Here is a 21,783-nt window from a genome sequence, read left to right on the forward strand (position 1 = left end):
ATGCACATCAAAGAGCTCGTCCTTGAAAACTTCAAAAGCTTCGGGCGGAAGACCCGGATCCCGTTTTACGAGGACTTCACGACCGTCAGCGGCCCGAACGGTTCGGGAAAGAGTAACATTATCGACGCGGTGCTTTTCGCGCTCGGCCTGGCCAGAGCGCGAGGTATCCGCGCGCAGAAACTCACCGACCTGATCTACAACCCCGGTCACGAGGACGGCGGGTCGGCCGGCGGCGGCGCTCGCGAGGCGAGCGTCACGGTCATCCTCGACAACGAGGACCGGACGGTCGAGCGCGCACAGGTCGTCAACGCCGCCGGCAGCGAGGACGTCGGCGACGTCGACGAGATAACGATCAAGCGACGCGTCAAGGAGACCGAGGACAACTACTACTCCTACTACTATCTGAACGGCCGCTCCGTCAACCTCTCCGACATCCAGAACCTGCTGGCGAGCGCCGGCGTCACGCCGGAGGGGTACAACGTCGTCATGCAGGGCGACGTGACCGGCATCATCAACATGACGCCGCACGAGCGCCGGGAGATAATCGACGAGATAGCCGGCGTCGCGGAGTTCGACGCGAAGAAAGAAGACGCCTTCGAGGAACTGGAAGTCGTCGAGGAACGCATCGACGAGGCGGAGCTACGCATCGAGGAGAAGGCCCAGCGCCTCGAACAGTTGAGCGACGAGCGAGAGGCGGCACTCGAATACCAGTCGCTTCGGGAGGACAAAGAGGAGTACGAGGGCTATCTCAAGGCCGCCGAACTGGAGGACAAGCGCGAGGGTCTGGTAGAGACGCGCGAGGACGTCGAGCGCAGAGACGCCGAACTCGACGAACTCCAGCGCGCTCTGGACGAAAAGCAGGGCAAAGTCGTCCGCCTGCAAGAGGACCTGGAGGATTTAAACGCCGAGATAGAGCGGAAAGGCGAGGACGAACAGCTCCGGATCAAAAGCGAGATAGAGGAGATCAAAGGCGAGATATCGCGGCTAGAGGACAAGATCGACGCGGCCGAGGAAGCCGTCGAGGACGCCGAACAGACCCGCCGCGAGGCGTTCGTCGAGGTCGACCGGAAACAGGAGGAGGTCGGCGAACTGGAGAGCGACATCCGCGAGACGAAGTTGGAGAAGTCGTCGGTCAAGGCCGACGTTCAGGAGCGGGAGTCGGAGATAGAGACGCTTCAGACCGAGATAGACGCCATCGACACCGAGTACGACGAGGTGAAAGCCGAACTCCAGGAGCGAAAGGAGGAACTGGAGGAGCGCAAGACGGAGAAAAACGACCTCCAACGCGAGCAGGACCGCCTGCTCGACGAGGCGCGACGCCGGTCGAACGCGATAAGCGAGACGGAAAACGAGATAGACGACGCCCGCGACGAGTTGCCGGAACTCCAGGCCGAACTGGAGGACCTGCGGGACGAACTCGCGAAGGCACGCAAGAACGAGGACAACATCGCAGGCGTCGTCGAGGACCTCAAACGCGAGAAGCGCGAGTTACAGGACGATATCGAGGACGTAGAGGACAGCCTCCAGGCCAAACAACAAGAGTACGCGGAACTCGAAGCGCGCGCCGACGAGAGCGGCGACTCCTCGTACGGCCGCGCGGTCTCGACAGTACTGAACGCCGGCAAGGGCGGCGTCCACGGCACCGTTGGCCAACTCGGGAGCGTGGACGAACGCTACGCGACGGCCTGCGAGACGGCGGCGGGCGGCCGCCTCGCGAACGTGGTCGTCGACGACGACGGCGTCGGCCAGGAGTGCATCGAGTATCTCAAATCGAAGAACGCGGGGCGGGCGACGTTCCTGCCGATCACCGAGATGCACAACCGTTCGCTTCCGTCCGCACCGAACGACCCGGGCGTAGTCGACTTCGCGTACAACCTCGTCGATTTCGCCGACGAACACGCGGGCGTGTTCTCGTACGTCCTCGGCGACACGCTGGTCGTCGAGAACATGGACACGGCCCGCGAGTACATGGGCGACTACCGCCTCGTGACGCTGTCCGGCGAACTCGTCGAGAAAAGCGGCGCGATGACCGGCGGGTCGAAAAGCGGCTCGCGCTACTCCTTCTCGAAGACCGGGAAGGGCCAGCTAGAGCGCGTCGCCGAGGAGATAACGGCCCTGCAGGACGAACGGGACTCGCTCCGCGAGGACCTCCGCGGCGTCGAGGAGCGACTCGACGACGCGCGCGACCGGCAGACGGAGGCCGCCGACCAGGTTCGGTCCATCGAGAGCGAGATCGAATCGACCGAGACGGAGTACGGGTCGGTCGAGGAACGGATCGCCGATATGGAGGACGAACTCGACGAACTCCGCGCGGAACGCGACGACGTCGACGACCGGATGCAGGAGATCGAAAACGAGATCGGAGAGAAAGACGAGGAGATCGCGGCCGTCGAGGGGGAGATCCACGAACTCGAAGACGAACTCGCGGACTCGCGGATCCCCGAACTCACCGCCGAGATCGAGGAACTTGAGAGCGAGATAGACGAGTTCGAGCAGCGGCTCTCGGACCTCGACGGCGACCTGAACGAGTACCAGCTAGAGAAACAGTACGCAGAGGAGTCTATCGAGGAACTCCACGAGACCATAGAGGAGGCCCAGAACCGCAAAGCCGAGAAGGAGGCCGCGATAGCGGAGTACGAGGCCGAGATCGACGACCACGAGGAGAAACTCGACGGGAAGCGCGAGGCCGTCGAGGAACTGGAAGCTGAACTCGCGGAGCTGAAAGGCGAACGCGAAGACCTCAAAGACGATCTGCGCGAGGCCAAGGCGGTCCGCGACGAACAGCGGGAGAAAGTCGACACCGTCGAAACCAAACTGAAGAGCCTCCGCGAGCGCGAAGAGCAACTGGAGTGGGAGATTGAGGAACTCGAATCCGAGGTCGGCGACTACGACCCGGAGGACGTTCCGGACCACGACGAGGTCGAGGCCAACATCGCGCGGCTCGAAACGGAGATGGAGTCGCTCGAACCGGTGAACATGCTCGCTATCGAGGAGTACGACGAGGTGCAGGAGGACCTCGACGAACTCGAAGCGGGCAAGGCGACGCTCGTCGAGGAGCGCGACGGCATCCGGGAGCGTATCGATTCCTACGAGGCCCAGAAGAGAGAGACGTTCATGGAGGCGTTCGAGGCGATCAACGAGCAGTTCGAGGATATCTTCGCCCGCCTCTCCTCCGGGTCGGGGACGCTCCACCTGGAGAACGAGGACGACCCGTTCGACGACGGCCTGACGATGAAGGCCCAGCCCGCGGACAAACCGATCCAGCGCCTGGACGCGATGTCCGGCGGCGAGAAGTCGCTGACGGCGCTTGCCTTTATCTTCGCGATCCAGCGGTACAACCCCGCGCCGTTCTACGCGCTGGACGAGGTCGACGCCTTTCTCGACGCGGCGAACGCCGAACGCGTCGGCGAGATGGTCGACGAACTCGCCGGCGAGGCGCAGTTCGTCGTCGTTTCGCACCGCTCGGCGATGCTCGACCGCTCGGAGCGCGCCATCGGCGTGACGATGCAGGACGACAACGTTAGCGCGGTGACCGGTATCGACCTGAGCGGGGACGGGGTGCCCGCGGATGACTAATCAGCGAGCGGACGACGCGGCCCGCGAGGAAGGCGACGAAGACATCCCGTTGAACATCGCGGGCCACGACGACCGCGACCCGCCGGGGACGGACGAGAGCGCGCTCCCCGGCGGCGAGAGCGAGGACGGCGACGGGGAAAGAACCGACAGCAACGGTGACGCTTCCGCAGGTGTCGACGAACTCGTGCCCGAGGAGGAAACCGACGAGGACGAGGTCGAACCCGTCGAGTTGCTCGTCCAGTTGGCGAAGGAAGACGAGATAGACCCGTGGGACATCGACATCGTCGCGGTGACCGACAAGTTCCTCGACCGACTGGACGAGGTCGACCTGCGAACGTCCGGTCGGGCGCTGTTCTACGCGAGCGTTCTCCTGCGGATGAAAGGCGACGGCCTGCTTTCGGAGGACGAACCGGAGGACGACGAGCCCGAACCGTGGGAAGCGCCGCTGGAGGGCGAGGGCGAGACACCCCCGCCGGATCATGACCCGGTCGAAGGGTTAGAGCGCGAGATGGAACGCCGACTGGACCGAAAGCGGGCCCGCGGGACGCCGGAGACGCTTGACGAACTCGTCCGGGAGCTACGGGAAGCCGAGCGCGACTCGCGATGGAAGGAGTCCCGCGAGTACGACACCAGCGACTCCGCGTCGGGGTTTCAGCGGGGCACGCAGACGCTCGACTATCGCAGCGGTGACGACATGCGCGTCGACGACGAACCGACGCAAGACGAGGTCACGAGCAACACGCACGAGGAGGACATCGAGACGGTGATCGACGACGTCCGGTCGACGCTGTCGGAGCAGTACGACGCCGGCCGAGACGAAGTGCTGTACGCGGAGATAGAGGATGCAGGCGGCACGCGCGTTCAGACGTTTCTCGCCCTGCTCTTTCTCTCGAACCGGGGGCAGGTTCGCCTCCAGCAGGACGAACTGTTCGGCGACCTCTGGGTGCAGGACCCGAACTCGGGGACCGCCTCCGACGGAGCGGTCGCGGACTGACCCCGCGGCTGTACCGTCGTGAGAAGAGTCGATATCTCGGCGGTGCAGCCGTTCTTCAGTGGCGCACAGGCGACAGTACGACCGAGCGCCCGACCAGCGGGCTGCGTTCGGGTCCGGATGCGAAAACCCATGTTAACATTCACCATAACACTGATAGCCTAGCGTCGCGTACGTCCGCGCATGACTCCAACGAAAATCCGTGAACGTCTCTCCGAAGTCGACGACAAAGTCGACCCGGAGGAGTACGTCGCCGCACTGCAGTACGTCCGGGGGCACCCGGAACGAACGGCCCGAGAGTAAGCAGGTGTTAGTCGGGGTTGTCGACGGGGAACTGCGTAAACGGTCGACTCTTTTTACTGGGTCAACGGCGACTGATCGAACGGGGGAAAGTATGGCAGATTCACCAGACAGAGATACGACGGCCGACACGACAACGACCGGTGACCAGCGAGCGACGGACGACCGTCGAACCGTCGACGACCGCACCGTCGACCTCCGCGGATCGAAACTACTTGCCGGTCTCGCGTCGCTGATCGGGGGCTGGATAGCCGTCTCACCCTTCGTGTACGGTGACCTCGGTGGGGCCACGCAGTTAGACGCCGCCGGGTGGAACAACATCATCATCGGCGCGGCGATATTCCTCGTCGCCGGATACAACTTCTACCGGATGTCGAAGGATATGAACGTGAGCGAGGCGGCCGCCGGACTGACTCTACTGCTCGGCCTCTGGATCGTCGTCTCGGCTATCGCCGTGTTCGACATGGGGACGACGGGACTGTTGTGGAGCACGGTCGTCAGCGGTCTGGTCGCCGCGGCTATCGGCGGGTACAACGCGTACAAAGGCCGGCAGGCCCGCGATACTCGGACGGCGGCCCGGACGACGTGATCAGTCCGCCGTCCGCTCCGTGGTCGACCAGGCCTGCGTGACGCGGTGGGATGCGATGTGGTACTGTGTAGCGAGAACTGCGAACGCGACGAGCGACAGCGCGAACAGCGCCGGGTAAACCAGAGAGACGTGGTGGTAGAAACCGTTGAGTAACTGTGCGACGGCGACGAGGACGGGAACCACCGAATAGGTGATCGTACGGCCCGGATCCGCCCGAGCCAGCGCGAAAAAGTCCGATTCCATCATGGTAAGCTTCTCTTTCCGAGGGAAGGTGACTACTGCCATGAGCCTTCTGGTCGGGTAATCGTCGCAAGGGTGAGATGTCCCCGTGCGGAACGCGTCGCGCGAAGCGAACGCATCGTCGCCTGCGACTCGCACTTGCGACTGGACGCCGCTGACGAACGCCGACACCTCGGGGTGTAGATTCTCTGTACGGGAGACAGCCGGCAGTATCAGCGATAGTCGTCGACGAGCAGGTCGACGCGCTCTCTGATCTCCTCGGGGACGGCCTCGGGGGGCGTGTTGATAGCGCCGTCGAGCGTCGACCCGCAGTCGCACGCTCGGTCGTCGGGCAGTTCTCGGACCGCCCGTTCGACGACCTCTTTGATAGCGCCCTCGTTCGCCGCGGCGTTTTCGAGCACCTCCTGCAGGCTCACTTCGCTGTCGGCCTTCCAGACGTCGTAATCCGTGACGCCGGTTACCGTCGCGTAACACAGTTCCGCCTCTCGCGCGAGTTTCGCCTCCGGGATGGCCGTCATCCCGACCACGTCCCAGTCCTGCGCGCGGTAAAACTCGCTCTCGGCGCGCGTCGAGTACTGCGGCCCCTCGATACAGACGTAGGTACCGCCGACTTCACAGTCCGCGTCGGTCGCACGGGTCGACTCGCCGAGATGGTCGACCATGTGGGGGCAGTACGGTTCCGCAAACGCCGCGTGGACGACTATCCCGTCGTCGAAAAACGTCGGGGTCCGGTGTTTCGTTCGGTCGAACGTCTGGTCCGGGACGACCAGGGTCCGCGGCGGGAGGTCCTCGCGGAGGCTCCCGACCGCATTGCTCGACAGCACGCGTTCGACGCCGAGTTGCTTCAGCGCGTGCACGTTGGCGCGGTAGGGAACCTCCGTCGGTGAGTACTGGTGGTCGCGGCCGTGTCGCGGCAGGAACGCCACCTCCCGTCCGGCGAGTTCCCCGACCGTGATGGGCGCGCTCGGGTCGCCGAAAGGCGTCGAGATGTCTTCCTCTCGGACGTTCTCCAGCGGGAGGGCCTCGTAGATGCCGCTGCCGCCGATAAAGCCTATCATGGTCGGGACTGCGTCCCGGGACTACAAAAATCGGTCCCTCGTCGCGGGGCGCCGGTACTCGGAGTTCCCGCTGGCCTCCGCAACGCGCGCCGGGCCGCCTCAGTGTGCGAGCGTCCAGGTCCCGTCCTCACCCTCGATTTCGCCGCGGCGCTCCATCTCGGAGAGCACCTCGTCAAGGCGGTCCGGTTGCGCTATCTCCATCTCGATCCGTTGGACGTCGTGGTACTCCGCGAGGTAGTGACGCACGTCCTCGCGGTCGAACGTCTCCTGGTCGGCCTTCTCCATGACGCCGGCTGTCAGTTCGATCATGTCCTCGATGAAGTTCCACGGATAGACCATCCACGTCCACTCCGTCAGCCGCTCGCCGACGTACTCCGGTTCGAACTCGCTGGTCTGGAGCAACTGGAGCGTCGCGGTCCGGACCTCGCCGGGGTTGCGCTCCCTGACGTACTCGTCCGCGCGCTTGATCGACCCGCCAGTGTCGGCGATGTCGTCGATGATGAGTACGTCCTTGCCTTCGACGCTCCCCTCCGGCATCGGATAGCGGACCTGCGGTTCGTCGGCCTTCTCGGCGGTGCCGACGTAATGTTCCATCTTCAGACTGGTGAGATCGTCGAGGCCGAGGAAGTCACAGATGCACCGCCCGGCGAACCACCCGCCGCGGGCTAACGCGACGATCACGTCGGGTTCGAACTCGTCGTCCCTGACCTCGGAACTCACGTCCCGGCAGAGCCCGTAAATGTACTCCCAGTTGGTGATCGTGCAGTCGAAGTCCTCCGGAAGGTCGCTCATGGACGGCAGTCGCGCGCCTCGACACTTAACCGTTTACAGGAAAGCGAGAGAAAGGTTTTATTCCGAGAAGTAAAGTCGGTTCAGATATGGTCGTCCGCCACAGTACGACTCGCCGTGCAGTCGTCGCCGCGGTCGCCGCCGCTCTCTCCGGGTGCGCGTCGTCCGACGAGTCCCCGTCGACGGAGACTACCGCGAACCGGTCATCTACACCGTCTACCACCGGTGAGAACACCACCACCGAACAGGAGTCGACCGACCCGCCTGAATCGCCTGACGAAGTCGCGAGAGCGTTCGTGACGCGGCTGAACGAAGGTGAGTTCCAGGGCGCGGCGGACCTGTTCGACGATGCCCTCTCCCGACAGGTGTCTGCCACGCAACTACAGGGTATCTGGTCGCGACTCCAGGCGTCGCTCGGGCCGTTCGAGGAGATATCGGCCGTCGAACGTCGGTCGGACCCGCCGCGCGCCGAGGTCATCGTCAGAGTCGCGTTCGAGAACGGTTCTCGGGCCGTTCGTCTCGTCGTCGACGACGAGAACGCTATCGCGGGACTGCTGTTTCTCGAACCGTACTCCCCGCCGACCTACGCCGACCAGTCGGCGTTCACGGAACGCGAACTCACCCTCGACGGGGACTGCGAACTCGGAGCCACGCTCTCGGTTCCCGACGGCGACGGCCCGTTCCCAGGTGTCGTGATCGTCCACGGGTCAGGCCCACAGGACCGCGACGGCACTATCGGCGTCAACAAGGTGTATCAGGACCTCGCGTGGGGACTCGCCTCGAACGGCGTCGCAGTCCTCCGGTACGACAAACGGACCTACGAGTGTTCAGTGTCGCCCGAGGAGGCGACGGTCGACCGTGTCGTCACGGACGACGCGCTCGCGGCGGTCGCGAAACTCCGCGACGCCGCCCCCGTCCGGCCGGACGGCGTCGCCGTCGTCGGCCACAGTTTCGGCGGCGCTGTCGCGCCCCGTATCGCCGAGCGGGACGGGAACCTGTCCGGGATCGCCATGCTCGCGGGGAACGCCAGACCGTTGTATCAGCTTCTGCCCGAACAGAACCGGTACATCGCGGAACTCGACGGAACCGTCACCGACGCCGAGCAAGAGCGGATCGAGCGGTTCGAGGAGGCTGTCCGCCGCCTCGACGAGGGCGAGGTCGACCCGGAAGAAACGATAGCGGGGCAACCGGCGCGGTTCTGGCTCAGTGTGAAAGAGTACGACCAGGTCGAGACTGCGGCGGGCCTCGACATCCCGCGGCTGGTCTGTCAGGGGAAGCGGGACTGGCAAGTCAGCCCCGACGCGGATTTCGAGCGGTGGCGGTCCGCGCTGGGCGACGAGGCGACGTACCGGCTGTACGACCGACTCAACCACCTGTTCATGCCGGGGGAGGGACAGTCGACGCCGGTGAAGCAGATACAGACGGGCAACGTCGCCGAGTCCGTCGTCGACGACGTTGCGGCGTGGCTACCTAGCGATACGTAGAGGGTATCGCACGTCGGTCGGCGTCCGTCGCGAATCCGCTATCGCACTTCGTTGCGACCCGGCTATCGCACTTCACGTTAGGTCCCTCGCACCAGATTCATGTCGGGGCCGGGAGACACCACGAGCATGGACAGCGTACGCGCCCTGCAGGTCGACGCCTTCACCGACGAACCGCTCTCGGGAAACGCCGCGGGGGTGGTTCCGGACGGCGACGGCCTCACGGAGGCACAGATGCAGGCTATCGCCCGCGAGTTCTCTCTCAGCGAGACGGCGTTTCTGCTCCCGAGCGGTCCCGCCGACCGAAAGGTGCGGTATTTCACGCCGTCTCAGGAGGTGGACCTGTGCGGTCACGCGACTATCGCCGCCCACGCGCATCTCCACGAGGACGGCGTGATCGAGGCGGGCACGCACACGCTTGAGACGAACGTGGGCGTCCTCGACATCGAGGTCGCCGAGGACGGAGCGGTGTGGATGACGCAGGACGACCCGACGGTCCGTCCGGTCGACGTCGACTACGAGCGACTCGCGACCGTTCTCGGCGTGCCGGTCGGATCCCTCCAGGACGTCGGCGCGGACATGCCGTCGGCAGTCGCGTCCACGGGACTTCCCTTCCTCGTCGTCCCCGTGAACTTTCTCGAACACGTCGGAAACGCTGACCCCGACATGGCGGCCGTCGAGGAACTCTGCGAGGAGTACGATGCGACTGGCCTCTACGCGTTCACCTTCGACACGCTGGAGGGGGATGCGACGTTGCACGCGCGGATGTTCGCACCGGGGGCAGGCGTGTCCGAGGACCCGGTCACTGGAACGGCGAGCGGAGCGGCGGGCGCGTACCTTCGTGAGGTCAGCGCCTTCGACGGCGAACTGCCCGACGAGATGGTGTTCGAACAGGGCCACTTCGTGGACCGCCCCGGCAGAGTCCGGGTCCGCGTCGGCGAAACGGTCCGCGTCGGCGGCGACGCCGCCACTGCGATAGACGGAACGCTGTCGGTGCCGGCCGCGGACGACGACGACATACTGGAGGCGTAGAAGACGTCGGACGGTTGCGCCGCGGTCGAGGAACGCGGCTATGCGTCGATGGGCGACGGAGCATCTGGCCTCCTCACTCTGATAGCCGCTGTCACTTTTGCTTGCACGGCGGTAATCGAACGACTGAGAGCCAGAACTGCTGGAGAGACTGGATCGCTTCGATGAACTCACTGGGGTCGACCGGTTTCGTCAGGAACGCGTTCGCCTGCAGTTCGTAGGATTTGACGATATCCTCCTGGGCTTCCGAGCTTGTAAGAACAATTACTGGAAGGCACTTCAGGTCGGGATCGTTGCGGATCTCCTTGAGCACCTCGTCGCCGTCCTTCCGCGGGAGATTGAGGTCGAGGAGGACCACATCCGGACACGGCGCGTCCTCGTAGTCCCCGCGTTGATGGAGGAAATCGAGCGCTTCGACCCCGTCGGTCGCGACGTGGAGTGTGTTGGCGATCTGACCCTCCTTGAATGCCTCTTCCGTTAGCCGGACATCTCCCGGATTGTCCTCGACGAGGAGTATCTCTGCTCGGTCAGCGGAAGAGTTCTGGTCACTCACTGTATGTGCTTTCGGCGGGCAGGGTGAATGAAAACGTCGATCCCTCCCCAACCGCTGAGTCGACCCATATCTCCCCGTCGTGGCGCTCGGCGATGCGCTCACAGAGCGCGAGCCCGATCCCCGTCCCCGAGTGGGTATCCGACGCGTGGAGGCTCTGGAACACATCGAATACCCTGTCCGCGTCGTCCGGGTCGATGCCGATCCCATCGTCGCTGACCGATATCACCCACTCAGAACCGTTCCGTTCGGCCGAGACGTCTATTCGAGGGCGCTCCTCGCCGCTGTACTCGATGGCGTTGGAGAGTAGGTTCTGAAACACCTGACGCAACTGCCCCTCGTCACCCTCGACGCATGGAAGTGGGTCTGCCGTGATCTCGGCGCCGCTTTCCTCGATCCGCACTTTGAGATCCGAGCGGACATCGGCGAAGATTTCCTCCAGTTCGACGGCCTCGAACTGGTTTCCTCGCATATCGACCCGAGAGTACTTGAGCAGTCCGTTGATCATGTCGCGCATTCGGTCGGCCCCGTCGACTGCGAAGTCGATGAACTCCTGACCGTCCTCGTCGAGTTCGTCGGCGTACCGTTTCTCGATCAACTGGAGGTAGCTCGACACCATTCGAAGAGGCTCCTGAAGGTCGTGGGAGGCCGCGTAGGCGAACTGTTCCAGGCGCTCGTTGGACGTTTCGAGTTCGTCGATCAGCTCTTCGAGTCGCTGCTCGCGCTCGACCTGTTCGGTAATGTCCTGTGCCGCCCCACGGAACGAAACGACGTCGCCGTCGACGGTCTCCGGTATCCCCTGAAGCCGAAGCCAACGCATCTCTCCACTGTCCGTACAGACTCGGACATCTGCGTCGAAGGGGTCGCCGGAGGCGAGCGCGTCCTCGACGGCATCCTCGACGATCGGCTGGTCGTCCTCGTGGTACATGTCGATGGCCTCGTTCAGCGGTGGTTCCCCGTCGTCGGGCAGATCCAGAACTTCGAAGATGTGGTCGGTCCAGAACACGTCCTGCGTCTGCGGGTCGATCTCCCAGCCGCCGACGTCCGCGATACGTTCAGTCTTCTCGAGCAGGTCGAGTGTCCGTTCGAGTTCGGCTTCGCGTTCGACCTGCTCCGTGATGTCCTGGGTGAAACTTAGCCCGGCGAATATCTCGTCGTCGGCGTCGCGTAGCGGTGTCACCCACACCTGCCAGTGTCGGCCCCCGAATTCGGTTCTCGCGCTATCGGTCGCGCCGTCCTCGACGGCGGCGCGGAACAGCGGTTCGAGATCCTCGACTGTGTCCGGCGGGAATATCTCCGTCATTCTTTCGCCTTCGAGTCGGTTCGAGCTTGGCAGAGTGTCACCGAGTACGGCCCCTGCAGTCAGCGTGTACCGGAGGTCAGGGTCGTACACCCCGACTGCACCGTTCGGGAAGTGCTCGGCGAGCGTCCGGTAGCGCCGCTCGCTTTCCTCTAACTGACGCTCGCGCTCCTTTCGCTCGGTGATGTCCTGACCAGTACCGACGATGCGGCTGATCTCGCTGTCCTCGTCGTACACTCTGGTCCCTTTGGCGTGGACCCATCGGATTTCGCCGTCGGGGCGGACGATCCGGAACTCCCCGTCGAAATCATTCTCCGGGAGCGCCGTGAACTCCTCCCGAACGCGCTCGTGATCGTCGGGATGGACCACATCGAGAAACGACAGCGGCTCGTCGTACAGGCACTTCCGATCGATCTCCCACACTCTCTCGAACGCGGGGTTGATGTAGATGAACTCCTCGGCGTCAGGCGTGGCCATCCAGACGACCTCCTCTAAGTTCTCCGCGAGTATCCGGAACTTCGCCTCGCTCTCGCGAAGTTCGTGTTCGGCCTCCCGTCGCTCGGTGATGTCCTGTACGACGAGCATTCCCGCGGAGACCTCGCCCTCGCTGTCCCTGACGGGGAGCGTGTTGGCGTGGAGATACCGGCCCCCGTATTCGACTTCGAAGGTGTTCGTTTCGCCCTCGAGGGCGGCCAGGTAATACGGCTCGATATCGTCGAGCAGGCTGTCCGGATGAATATCGTAGATGTGGCTTCCGACGCGGTTCTGCGGTGAGATGTCGAGCGCGTCTAGGAGTTGTCCACCGACAGCGGTGTAACGCAGGTCTCGGTCGAACAGTCCGACCGACCCGTTCGGGAAGTTCTCGACGAGCGTCCGGTACCGACGCTCTGACTCCTCTACCTTCCGTTGCTGTTCGATCCGTTCAGTGATGTCCCGGACGACGCCGACGTGTCTCTCCTCGCCGTCGCCAACCTGAAGCGTCGAGAAGGTTCTCTCTGTGGGGACGGAGGTACCGTCCGCCGTCTGGATAACCGCTTTCATCGTTCGGTCGGTCCCTTCTCCGTCCATCGTTGTCCGCCTCTCTCGGGACTGTTCGATCGCGTCCTCGTCGACGAGCGAGGCGTGTTCGCCGACCAGTGTCTCGTGGTCGTAGCCGGTTAGGTCCGCGTACGCGTCGTTAACCATCGTGAACCGTCCGTCATCGTCTGTCACGTAGATCCCGTGGTCGATCGTTTCGACGATCGTCTCGTATCTTGCCAGTTCGCGCTCGCGCTCCGTGCGCTCGGTGATGTCCTGAGACATCCCGAGTGCGGCGAGTATCTCGCCGTCGTCGTCCCGAACCGGGACGAACTGGAACTGGAAGACCCCGTCACCGAGTTCGGTCTCGAACGTATTCGACTCTCCCTCTAGCGCGGTCTCGTACCGCGGAGCGAGGTCGTCGGCCAACTCCTCCGGGAGCGCCTCGTGGACCGACTGCCCCTCTATCTCGTCGATGGGTACCCCGGCCACGTCCAGCGGACTCCCGCCGACCGTCCGATAGCGGAGGTCCTCGCCGACGAGGGAGACGGCCCCGTTCGGGAAGTGCTCGGCGAGCGTCCGGTACCGGCGCTCGGATTCCTCGAGTTCGCGCTCGTGCTGTCTGCGTTCTGTGATGTCGCGGTCCGAGACGATCAGCGACACGACCTCGCCCTCGTCGTTCGTGACGGGTCTGAAGACGCCGTTGAGGACGTACTCCGTGCCGTCCGGCCGTGTGAGTTCGGCCTCGAAATCGACGTACTCGCCGCCTGCGGCGCGCTCGACCCACTGCTCGACGTCCGACTGTACTCCGTCGTCTTCTTGCCACCACGGCGTCTCCCAGATCGCCTCGCCGGTGACGTCGTCGAGGTCGGCGTCGATGTACTCCATCGCCGTCTGGTTGATATCGAGCACCGTCCCGTCGGGTTCGAGCAAACCGGCGAGGATGTTCGGGTCCTCGAAGACGGCTTCGAACTGGCGCTCTTTCCGACGGAGTTCCCGCTGGTACTCCGTCTGTTCGGTGATGTTGCGAACGACGCAGACGTATCGCCCATCGTCAAGTTCCGTCAGGGATAGATCCTGCGGAAACGAACTGCCGTCCTTGCAGAGTGCGGTCGCCTCGCCCCGCCAGCTACCCTCCTCGAACAGCGCCGGCAGAACCTCTGATTCGAAACGTTCGATCTCGTCGTCGTCGTAGCACAGTCGCCAGGATTCGCCAAGGAACGTCTCGGGGTCGTCGTAGCCGTAAATATCGGCGTGGGCCTGGTTGGCGAACACGTACTCCTCGTTCTCGTCGAGGATCGCGACCCCGTCGACGGTGTTCTCTCTCGCCGCCGAGCGGGCCGCGAGTTCTCGCTCGCTCTCCGTCTCGCCCGTTCGGGACCGTTCGTCATGCTCGCGAACGGTCCCGACGACGCCCTGTACGGTGTCGTCCGCTTCGAGCGGGTTCACCCGTACCTCACAGGGAACCAGTTGTCCCCCGGCAGTTCGAACGTCAAGTTCGTAACGTTCACCTCGGTCGCCGGGATCGGTGCGGATCCGCTCTATCTCGCGTTCGAGGGCCGGACAGTTGTCGTGGAGTTCGGAGACGTGTTCGCCGAGGAGGTCCTCTCGCGCGTATCCGGTCATCTCGACCAGAACGTCGTTGACCGCGGCGAACTGACCGTCGGCATCGAGTTGATAGATCCCGTCGCCGATCGCGTTCACGAGCGTTTGATAGCGTTCGCGGGCCTCTGTGTCGTCTATGTCGCCCCAGAACGCCGCTCCAGAGGCCTCAGCCCGTTTGCTCATATGGACGGTAAAACACTTCGAGATGGATAAGACTCCTGTCCGGTAATCGTACCACCGAGAGGCGAATATTTCTCGACGGAACCCGCTCCGGGCTTCCGACACTACTCCTCGATCCGGCGGACGACGGCGATATCTGTGTACCCCGACCGGCCGCGGCCGACACGGAAAGCGTATTATGTTCCCGGGCGTCGCCGTGCGTATGCCTGGAGCACGCGTTACGAGCGGTGAGCGGGTCACGCTCCGGACGATCGAACGAGAGGACATCCCGTTCCACCAGCGGGCCTTCGCGAACCCCGAGATCCGGTATCCGACCGGCAACCCGGTCAGGAACCAAGAGCAGACCGAAGTATCGGACCAAGACGACGGTAGCGACAGCTTCCTCGTCTGTCTCGACGGGGACGATGCCGGCCCCGGACAGCCGGACGAGGACGACGTGCAACGGATCGGCGCAATGTACGTCGGAGACGTCGATTACCGGCGTCCGGAACTGGGCTACTGGCTCGCTCCGGAAGCCCACGGCGAGGGCTACGGCGCGGAGGCAGTCTCGCTCGCGATCGACTACGTCTTCCGGACGTACGACCACCCCGCCGTGGGTGCGGGGGCGTACGACTTCAACGACGCGTCCCGCGGTCTGCTGGAGTCACTCGGGTTCACTGAGGAAGGCTGCATCCGCAAGGACCGGTTCGTCGACGGGGAATACGTCGACCTGGTACAGTACGGGCTACTCCGTCAGGAGTGGCGTGAACGAAAATAACAGACTCGTATCGGCCGAGACTGCTACAGTTCGGCTCCGCAGTTCATACAGAACGACACCGACTCCTTGTTTCGGTGCCCGCAGTCGCCGCAGGCGACACCGTCCGCTGCCGCGTCGCCGGTGTCGCCGGCGCTGGTCGCGGTTTCGTCGTCGGCTGTCGCCGCGCCAGCATCGCCGGCAGCGCCGTTGTCCGCCGAACCGGCTTCGGCGTCCGCACCGGCATCTGCCGACGCCGTCCCGGTTCGAACTGTCTCGTCGTCTCCGTGGGCGGCCGGCGTCCCCGTTCGCGTTCCGGTGGTCGGCGACCCCCCGTCGGGTTCGTCGGCGACGTTCGACTCGTCCATCTCCTCGTTTACACCGGCGGATGGTCCGGTCGTTTCACCCACGGTAGCTCCCGGACCGGACGACCCGCTCACAGTAGCTCCCGTTCCGGTCGTCTCGCTCACAGTAACCCCCGGCCTGGACGACCCGCTCACACCGGCGTCCGGTCCGACCGGACCGGACGGATCGCGCCGGCCGTTCGGTTCCGCAGCGGCGGTGTCGCCGTGAACTCCGTCGTCGACGGCGGCCCGGATCTCCTCTCGGATCACCGTCTGGTCGACGACGCTCGTCTCCTCGTCGATGACGCTTGACATCGTCCAGTAGAACGCGGCGGACTTGCCGATCTGCCAGACGAGAACGCCGACGACCGCCGAGACGGCGGCGAGCGGTACGTTGGCCGCCGCCCGAGCCTCGTCGACCGCTCCCGTGTTCCCCAACTCGTTGAAGAGGATATCGAGGGACTCACCGAGGCCTGCCGATATCCCGGCGATGGCGATCGCCATACCGACGACGAACGACCCCGACGCGAGGAGGCGGTAGTACGCCGCCCATCTCACTGCCACTTTCGTATCCATATCACATATGACAGTACTCGTCCGTTAAAACGTCTTTGTCGGGATAGATACTGCCGGGAGACACGGTAGACCGGACGACAACGCGGATCCGCGGTGCGGAAGACGTACTCGATACTGAGTAGGAACTCTGACATCGAAGAACGTACTCGCTTTCGAGTTGGAACTATTCCCCACCGTTCGCAAAGTACTTTACTGGCGTCGTGGTGTTTTCGGACACAGTATGCCAGTATTGTCACTGGAGGAGACCGGGGCCGAAGACATCGACGCCGTTGGCGGGAAGGGAGCCTCACTCGGCGAACTTACGGGTGCCGGGCTGCCGGTGCCGCCCGGATTCGTCGTCACTGCTGGAACTTACAGGACGTTCATCGAGGAGGCAGGTATCGACGAAGAACTGTTCGAGGTGGTCGACGTCGACGTGGAGGATTCCGCCGCACTGTCCGAGGCCGCGGACCGCGCACAGGAACTGATCCTTGGCGCGGAGTTCCCCGAGTTCCTCCGGGAGGAGGTACTCGGCGCGTACGCGGATCTGGGTGACGGGAACGCGTTCGTCGCGGTGCGCTCCTCGGCCACCGCGGAGGACCTTCCGGACGCGAGTTTCGCGGGCCAACAGGAGACGTACCTCAACATCACCGCGGAGGACCTGCTCGACCGCGTGCGCGAGTGCTGGGCGTCGCTTTTTACCCAGCGTGCGATCTACTATCGGCAGAACCAAGGGTTCGACCACAGCGCCGTCAACATCGCCGTGGTCATCCAGCAGATGGTCGACGCCGAGAAAAGCGGGGTCATGTTCACCAGCCACCCGTCGACGGGCGACCCTCGAATGATCATCGAGTCCGCGTGGGGTCTGGGTGAGGCGGTCGTCTCCGGGTCGGTGTCGCCGGATAACTACGTCATCGACCGCGAGAGCGGGAGCACCGAGGAGATCACCGTCGCGGAGAAGAAAGTGATGCACGTCCGGGACGAGGAGACCGGCGAAACGGTCGAGCGGCCCGTCCCCGACGAGAAACGCGAACAGCGCGTCCTCTCGGACGAGGAACTCGACAGCCTCCGGCAGATGGGCGAACGGGTCGAGGACCACTACGGCACGCCGCAGGACGTCGAGTGGGCCATTTACGAGGGTGACGTGTACATGCTCCAGTCGCGGCCGATAACGACTATCGACGACGGCGACATCGGCGAGGCCGAGGAGTCCCGTATCGACGGCGACATCGGGACCGACGCCAAGGCCGAGGCGTCCACGGACGGGAGCGGGGCCGTCAAAAGCGCGAGTAACGGGTCCGACGCTCGCGACGACGTACTCGTCAGCGGTCTCGGGTCCAGTCCCGGCGCGGCGAGCGGTGCGGTGCGTATCGTCGGTAAACTGGACGAACTCGACAAGGTGGGCGACGGCGACATCATCGTCACCGAGATGACGACGCCCGACATGGTGCCGGCGATGAAGCGGGCGTCCGGCATCGTCACGGACGAGGGCGGGATGACCAGCCACGCCGCCATCGTTTCACGGGAACTCGGCGTCCCCGCCGTCGTGGGAGCCAGCAACGCCACGACGGTGCTTTCCGACGGCCAGTTCGTCACGCTGGACGGCGACAAAGGGGCCGTCAGGGAGGGCCACGAGCAGCAGGAAAAACAGCGGGAACCGATCGAGGACGCACGCCCGGAGACGCCGGTGAAGCCCATGACCGCGACGGAGGTCAAGGTAAACGTCTCCATCCCCGAGGCGGCCGAACGCGCGGCGGCCACCGGCGCGGACGGCGTCGGCCTGCTTCGGATCGAGCACATGATCCTCTCGCTCGGACAGACGCCCACCAAATACATCGAGGAAAACAGCGAGCGCGCCTACGTCGACGAGATAGTCGACGGCGTCCAGCGCGTAGCCGAGGAGTTCTACCCGCGCCCGGTCCGGACCCGGTCGCTCGACGCGCCGACCGACGAGTTCCGCGAACTCGAAGGCGGCGAGGACGAACCAGAGGAACACAACCCGATGCTCGGCTACCGCGGTATCCGCCGCAGCCTCGATACGCCGGAACTGTTCAAACTCGAACTCGAAGCGTTCCGGCGACTGTACGAGATGGGGTACGACAACGTCGAGATGATGTTCCCGCTGGTCAACGACGCCGAGGACGTGCTTCGGACGAAGAAGCTCATGGAAGACGTCGGGATCGACCCCGAGAAACGAACGTGGGGCGTGATGATCGAGACGCCCGCGTCGGCGCTCGGCGTCGAGAAGATGGCCGAAGCGGGCATCGACTTCGCTAGCTTCGGCACGAACGACCTCACGCAGTACACCCTCGCGGTCGACCGTAACAACGGGAACGTCGCGGACCGCTTCGACGAACTTCACCCCGCCGTTCTCGACCTCATCGGAACGACTATCGAGACCTGCAGGGAGTACGACGTCGATACGAGCATCTGCGGACAGGCCGGATCCAAGCCGAAGATGGTGCAGTTCCTCGTCAACGAGGGCGTCAGTTCCATCTCGGCGAACATCGACGCGGTTCGCGACGTGCAACACGAGGTCAAACGCGTCGAGCAGAAACTGATGCTGGAATCGGTCAGATAGCGCCGGACGGAGAGCCGTCCCGTTCGGAGCCAGTTCTTTTTGTCTCTCGGCGCGCGAGAAACGTGTAATGGAGAGATCGTGGGCTATCGTTTTCGTGGTCGCGCTGGTCGCTCTCGCGGGATGCGGCGGTATCTTCGGCGACGGACCATGGCCCGACGATGCGTCGGCGCACCCGCCGGGCGTGTCGCCGTCTGGTCTCGAAGACGCGAGTTCGCTGTCGTCGGCGCACAACGAAAGCCTGGTCGACGAGTCGTACGAACTCACCGTGAACCAGGAGGTGACGTTCATCCGGGACAACCGGAACGTTACGACCGGCTCCGAACGCGTTGTCACGATGGCCGACGACGGCGAGTTTCTCGTCGAAGCGAGAACGCACGGTTCCGAGACGGTGAACGAGACGATCTGGGCGAACGGGTCGACGGCGTACGTCCGTACCGAACAGGACGACGAGGTCCAGTACGACCGCCGGGACGCGTCGCGGTTCCGGTCACAGCTCTCCGGGTACAGCCTGCTCTACGAATACCTCGCCGCGGGCGAGTTCGATGTCACGTCCGTCGACCGACGCGACGGCCGGACGTTCGTTACACTGCAGGCAAACGAGTTCTCGGGGGGAGGGATCGGCACTAACTTCCAGACCGTCCAGACCTACGAGGCGAGGGCGGTCGTCGACGAGAGGGGGCAGATCCACGAACTGACAGTCCACATCGAGGGGTCCCAGAGCGGGACGCCCGTGGTGCTTGACATCACGCTCCAACTCGACACCGACGGCTCAGCCGACGTATCGCGACCGGACTGGGTCGACGAGGCGCGAGAACGCAATCACTAAACGGCCGTCGCGGGTATCGGTACCCATGCGAGCCGAGCCGCAGGACTTCGGCCGGGTTCTCTCTTCGATGTGTACGGAACCGCATCCGGCCGCCCGCGAGGCAGCCGAGCGCTTCCTCGCGACGAACCCCGGCGACCCCGGAACGTACGAGACGGTTTCCGAACTGGAACAGCAAGTAGTCGACGCGCTCGGGACGATAACCGGTGTTGACGACCCCGCTGGCTACGTCGCAAGCGGCGGCACCGAGGCCAACATTCAGGCGCTCAGGGTTGCACGTAACGTCGCCGGCGGCGCGCCGAACGTCGTCGCCCCCGAGAGCGTTCACTTCAGCTTTCAGAAAGCTGCTGGCCTCCTCGACGTGGACCTGCGGCTGGCACCGCTCGACGACGACTACCGCGCCGACGTAGCCGCCGTCCGTGACCTGGTCGATGACGAGACGGCGCTCGTCGTCGGGGTCGCCGGCACGACGGAGTACGGCCGAGTCGACCCGATTCCGGCGCTGGGCCGGGTCGCCGGCGAGGTCGACGCCCTGTTACACGTCGACGCCGCGTGGGGCGGGTTCGCGCTTCCGTTTACCGACCGCGAGTGGAACTTCTCGCACGCCCCGGTCGACACGATGACTATCGATCCGCATAAACTCGGCCAGGCGGCGATCCCGGCCGGCGGATTCCTCGCCCGCGATGATGCGTTACTCGACGCGCTCGCCGTCGATACACCGTATCTGGAGTCGACCAAACAGGCGACGCTGACGGGGACGCGCAGCGGCGCGGGCGTCGCCAGCGCGGCGGCGGCTATCGAGGAACTGTGGCCGGACGGTTACCGCGAGCAGTACGAACGCTCCCTGGCGAACGCGGAGTGGTTAGCCGACGCACTCGAAGACTGCGGCTACGACGTCGTCGACCCGGAACTACCGCTGGTGTCGGCCGACGTGCCGACGCCGGAGTTCGAGGCGCTGCGGGACGCCGGATGGAAGCTATCGCGGACCGGCGACGACGAACTCCGCGTGGTCTGCATGCCACACGTCACTCGGGAGATGCTCGAGGCGTTCGTCGACGACGTGAACGCGGTTCGTCAGCAACGAAACGTCAATACTTAGGGGGTCCCCTTCACATCTCACGTACGTGACGTTCCCCGCCGGCCCTGCGGTCGACGCCCTCCTCACGTCAGCCCTCGAACCCGTCAGAGTTCAACTGATCGGTCCCGATTTCAGCGCCGTCGAAACAGCTGTCAGGACAGCGACCGGAGTGAGCGGTCTATTGTTGATCCTGCTCTACTCGTTTCTCATCGCGTTCGTCCTCCCGCTCCCGAGTGAGGTCGTTCTCATCCCCGGCTACGCCGGGATGGGGTTCGCGCTCCCGTCCTCCGTCCAGTTCTCGCTCGTCATCCTCGTCAGCGCCATCGGCAAAGCGGCCGGAAGCGTCCTCGCGTTCCATCTTGGCCAGGAAGCGAAGCAGGCCGGCCCGGTCGTCAGATACCTCCGCCAGTCCCGATTCGAGATAGTCGAGTACTCGGAGAAACGGGCCGTCGAACTGGCGCGAGAGTACGGGTACGCGGGGCTGGCGCTCGCGCTCTGTGTCCCGGGGTTTCCGGACACTATCTCTATCTACGCGTTCGCGGTGCTAGAGCGCGACTACTACCGGTTCGCGGTAGCGACGTTCGCCGGGAGCGTCGGTCGCCTGCTCGTCACGATGGGGGTAGCCGGTAGCGCGGTCTCCATTTTCGGTCTGTGACCGTCCGCCAACGATGTGGCGTCTTCCGGTTCCGACTACAGGCGGGTGCTCGTTCTATACACACGTCGTGCCGGGCCCCGTCGGGTGGCGTGTCGCGACCGGACCGGTCAGACACTGTCGGCCGCGCGTCGTTGAACGGGTACGCTGGCCGGCCCACCGGCTACACACAGACAGTGATAGACGGCAGTAAACGGTCGCTCCGCGGCGCAAGCGCCTGTTCGTCCAGCCGGTGCCGATAGCAAAGTGACGCGTTCACTGGGGTCAGGCGGACGACCGAAATCGGCGGGTTTTACACCCGCAACGCAGAGA

At 64.4% G+C, this 21,783-nt stretch carries 16 protein-coding genes; 10 read left to right on the top strand and 6 right to left on the bottom strand.

Features of this window, described 5'->3' with window-relative positions:
• From smc to SM753_RS13120, 3 genes are all read left to right on the top strand, one after another.
• The gene (smc, locus tag SM753_RS13110) at positions 1-3,576 is read left to right on the top strand and encodes a chromosome segregation protein SMC (RefSeq protein ID WP_323191929.1); all 3,576 of its coding nucleotides are present in this window, start codon (positions 1-3) and stop codon (positions 3,574-3,576) included.
• Positions 3,569-4,570 carry a ScpA family protein gene (locus tag SM753_RS13115; protein ID WP_323191930.1) on the top strand — a complete coding sequence of 334 codons (1,002 nt, stop codon included), beginning with the start codon at positions 3,569-3,571 and terminating at the stop codon, positions 4,568-4,570. The genes smc and SM753_RS13115 overlap by 8 nt, the downstream gene beginning before the upstream one ends.
• Positions 4,571-4,961: 391 nt before the next feature.
• Positions 4,962-5,456: an SPW repeat protein gene (locus SM753_RS13120; RefSeq protein WP_323191931.1), complete on the top strand. Its 495-nt coding sequence runs from the start codon at positions 4,962-4,964 to the stop codon at positions 5,454-5,456.
• Here the strand turns inward: SM753_RS13120 and SM753_RS13125 are convergent, their stop codons facing one another.
• The 3 genes from SM753_RS13125 to SM753_RS13135 all read right to left on the bottom strand — a co-directional run bounded on the left by SM753_RS13125 (position 5,457) and on the right by SM753_RS13135 (position 7,546).
• Positions 5,457-5,741 (bottom strand): hypothetical protein, encoded by a 285-nt coding sequence (locus SM753_RS13125; protein ID WP_138796972.1) that lies wholly within the window; start codon positions 5,739-5,741, stop codon positions 5,457-5,459.
• A 167-nt stretch (positions 5,742-5,908) separates the two neighbouring features.
• Entirely contained in the window at positions 5,909-6,754 is an 846-nt protein-coding gene (mtnP, locus tag SM753_RS13130; protein ID WP_323191932.1) for an S-methyl-5'-thioadenosine phosphorylase, read from the bottom strand.
• Positions 6,755-6,853: 99 nt separating this feature from the next.
• Positions 6,854-7,546, bottom strand: coding sequence for a phosphoribosyltransferase (locus tag SM753_RS13135; RefSeq protein ID WP_323191933.1), 693 nt, complete (start codon positions 7,544-7,546; stop codon positions 6,854-6,856).
• Positions 7,547-7,632: 86 nt separating this feature from the next.
• Here SM753_RS13135 and SM753_RS13140 point away from each other — a divergent pair, with 86 nt between their 5' ends.
• Together SM753_RS13140 and SM753_RS13145 are read left to right on the top strand one after the other, a co-directional pair.
• The gene (locus SM753_RS13140; protein WP_323191934.1) at positions 7,633-9,027 is read left to right on the top strand and encodes an alpha/beta fold hydrolase; all 1,395 of its coding nucleotides are present in this window, start codon (positions 7,633-7,635) and stop codon (positions 9,025-9,027) included.
• A 126-nt stretch (positions 9,028-9,153) separates the two neighbouring features.
• On the top strand, positions 9,154-10,056 hold the full coding sequence (locus SM753_RS13145; protein ID WP_323191935.1) for a PhzF family phenazine biosynthesis protein: 903 nt from the start codon (positions 9,154-9,156) through the stop codon (positions 10,054-10,056).
• Positions 10,057-10,147: 91 nt separating this feature from the next.
• Here the strand turns inward: SM753_RS13145 and SM753_RS13150 are convergent, their stop codons facing one another.
• Positions 10,148-10,606, bottom strand: coding sequence for a response regulator (locus SM753_RS13150; protein WP_323191936.1), 459 nt, complete (start codon positions 10,604-10,606; stop codon positions 10,148-10,150).
• Complete coding sequence (locus SM753_RS13155) at positions 10,599-14,708, bottom strand: PAS domain S-box protein (RefSeq protein WP_323191937.1); 4,110 nt, start codon at positions 14,706-14,708, stop codon at positions 10,599-10,601. Before SM753_RS13155 ends, SM753_RS13150 begins: the two co-directional genes overlap by 8 nt.
• 199 nt (positions 14,709-14,907) lie before the next feature.
• Here SM753_RS13155 and SM753_RS13160 point away from each other — a divergent pair, with 199 nt between their 5' ends.
• On the top strand, positions 14,908-15,462 hold the full coding sequence (locus tag SM753_RS13160) for a GNAT family protein (RefSeq protein ID WP_323191938.1): 555 nt from the start codon (positions 14,908-14,910) through the stop codon (positions 15,460-15,462).
• A 23-nt stretch (positions 15,463-15,485) separates the two neighbouring features.
• Here the strand turns inward: SM753_RS13160 and SM753_RS13165 are convergent, their stop codons facing one another.
• Positions 15,486-16,358, bottom strand: a complete 873-nt coding sequence (locus tag SM753_RS13165) for a zinc ribbon domain-containing protein (RefSeq protein WP_323191939.1) — start codon at positions 16,356-16,358, stop codon at positions 15,486-15,488.
• Positions 16,359-16,578: 220 nt separating this feature from the next.
• Here SM753_RS13165 and ppsA point away from each other — a divergent pair, with 220 nt between their 5' ends.
• The 4 genes from ppsA to SM753_RS13185 all read left to right on the top strand — a co-directional run bounded on the left by ppsA (position 16,579) and on the right by SM753_RS13185 (position 21,474).
• Positions 16,579-18,918 (top strand): phosphoenolpyruvate synthase, encoded by a 2,340-nt coding sequence (gene ppsA, locus SM753_RS13170; protein WP_323191940.1) that lies wholly within the window; start codon positions 16,579-16,581, stop codon positions 18,916-18,918.
• Between the two features lie 67 nt (positions 18,919-18,985).
• Positions 18,986-19,744 carry a hypothetical protein gene (locus SM753_RS13175; RefSeq protein ID WP_323191941.1) on the top strand — a complete coding sequence of 253 codons (759 nt, stop codon included), beginning with the start codon at positions 18,986-18,988 and terminating at the stop codon, positions 19,742-19,744.
• Between the two features lie 25 nt (positions 19,745-19,769).
• The gene (gene mfnA, locus SM753_RS13180) at positions 19,770-20,840 is read left to right on the top strand and encodes a tyrosine decarboxylase MfnA (protein ID WP_323191942.1); all 1,071 of its coding nucleotides are present in this window, start codon (positions 19,770-19,772) and stop codon (positions 20,838-20,840) included.
• A 94-nt stretch (positions 20,841-20,934) separates the two neighbouring features.
• Entirely contained in the window at positions 20,935-21,474 is a 540-nt protein-coding gene (locus SM753_RS13185; RefSeq protein WP_323192084.1) for a VTT domain-containing protein, read from the top strand.
• Positions 21,475-21,783 lie beyond the last annotated feature (309 nt).

Origin of the sequence: Halostella sp. PRR32 (assembly GCF_034808085.1) — an archaeon.
In the GTDB taxonomy this organism is placed as follows: domain Archaea; phylum Halobacteriota; class Halobacteria; order Halobacteriales; family Natronoarchaeaceae; genus Halostella; species Halostella pelagica.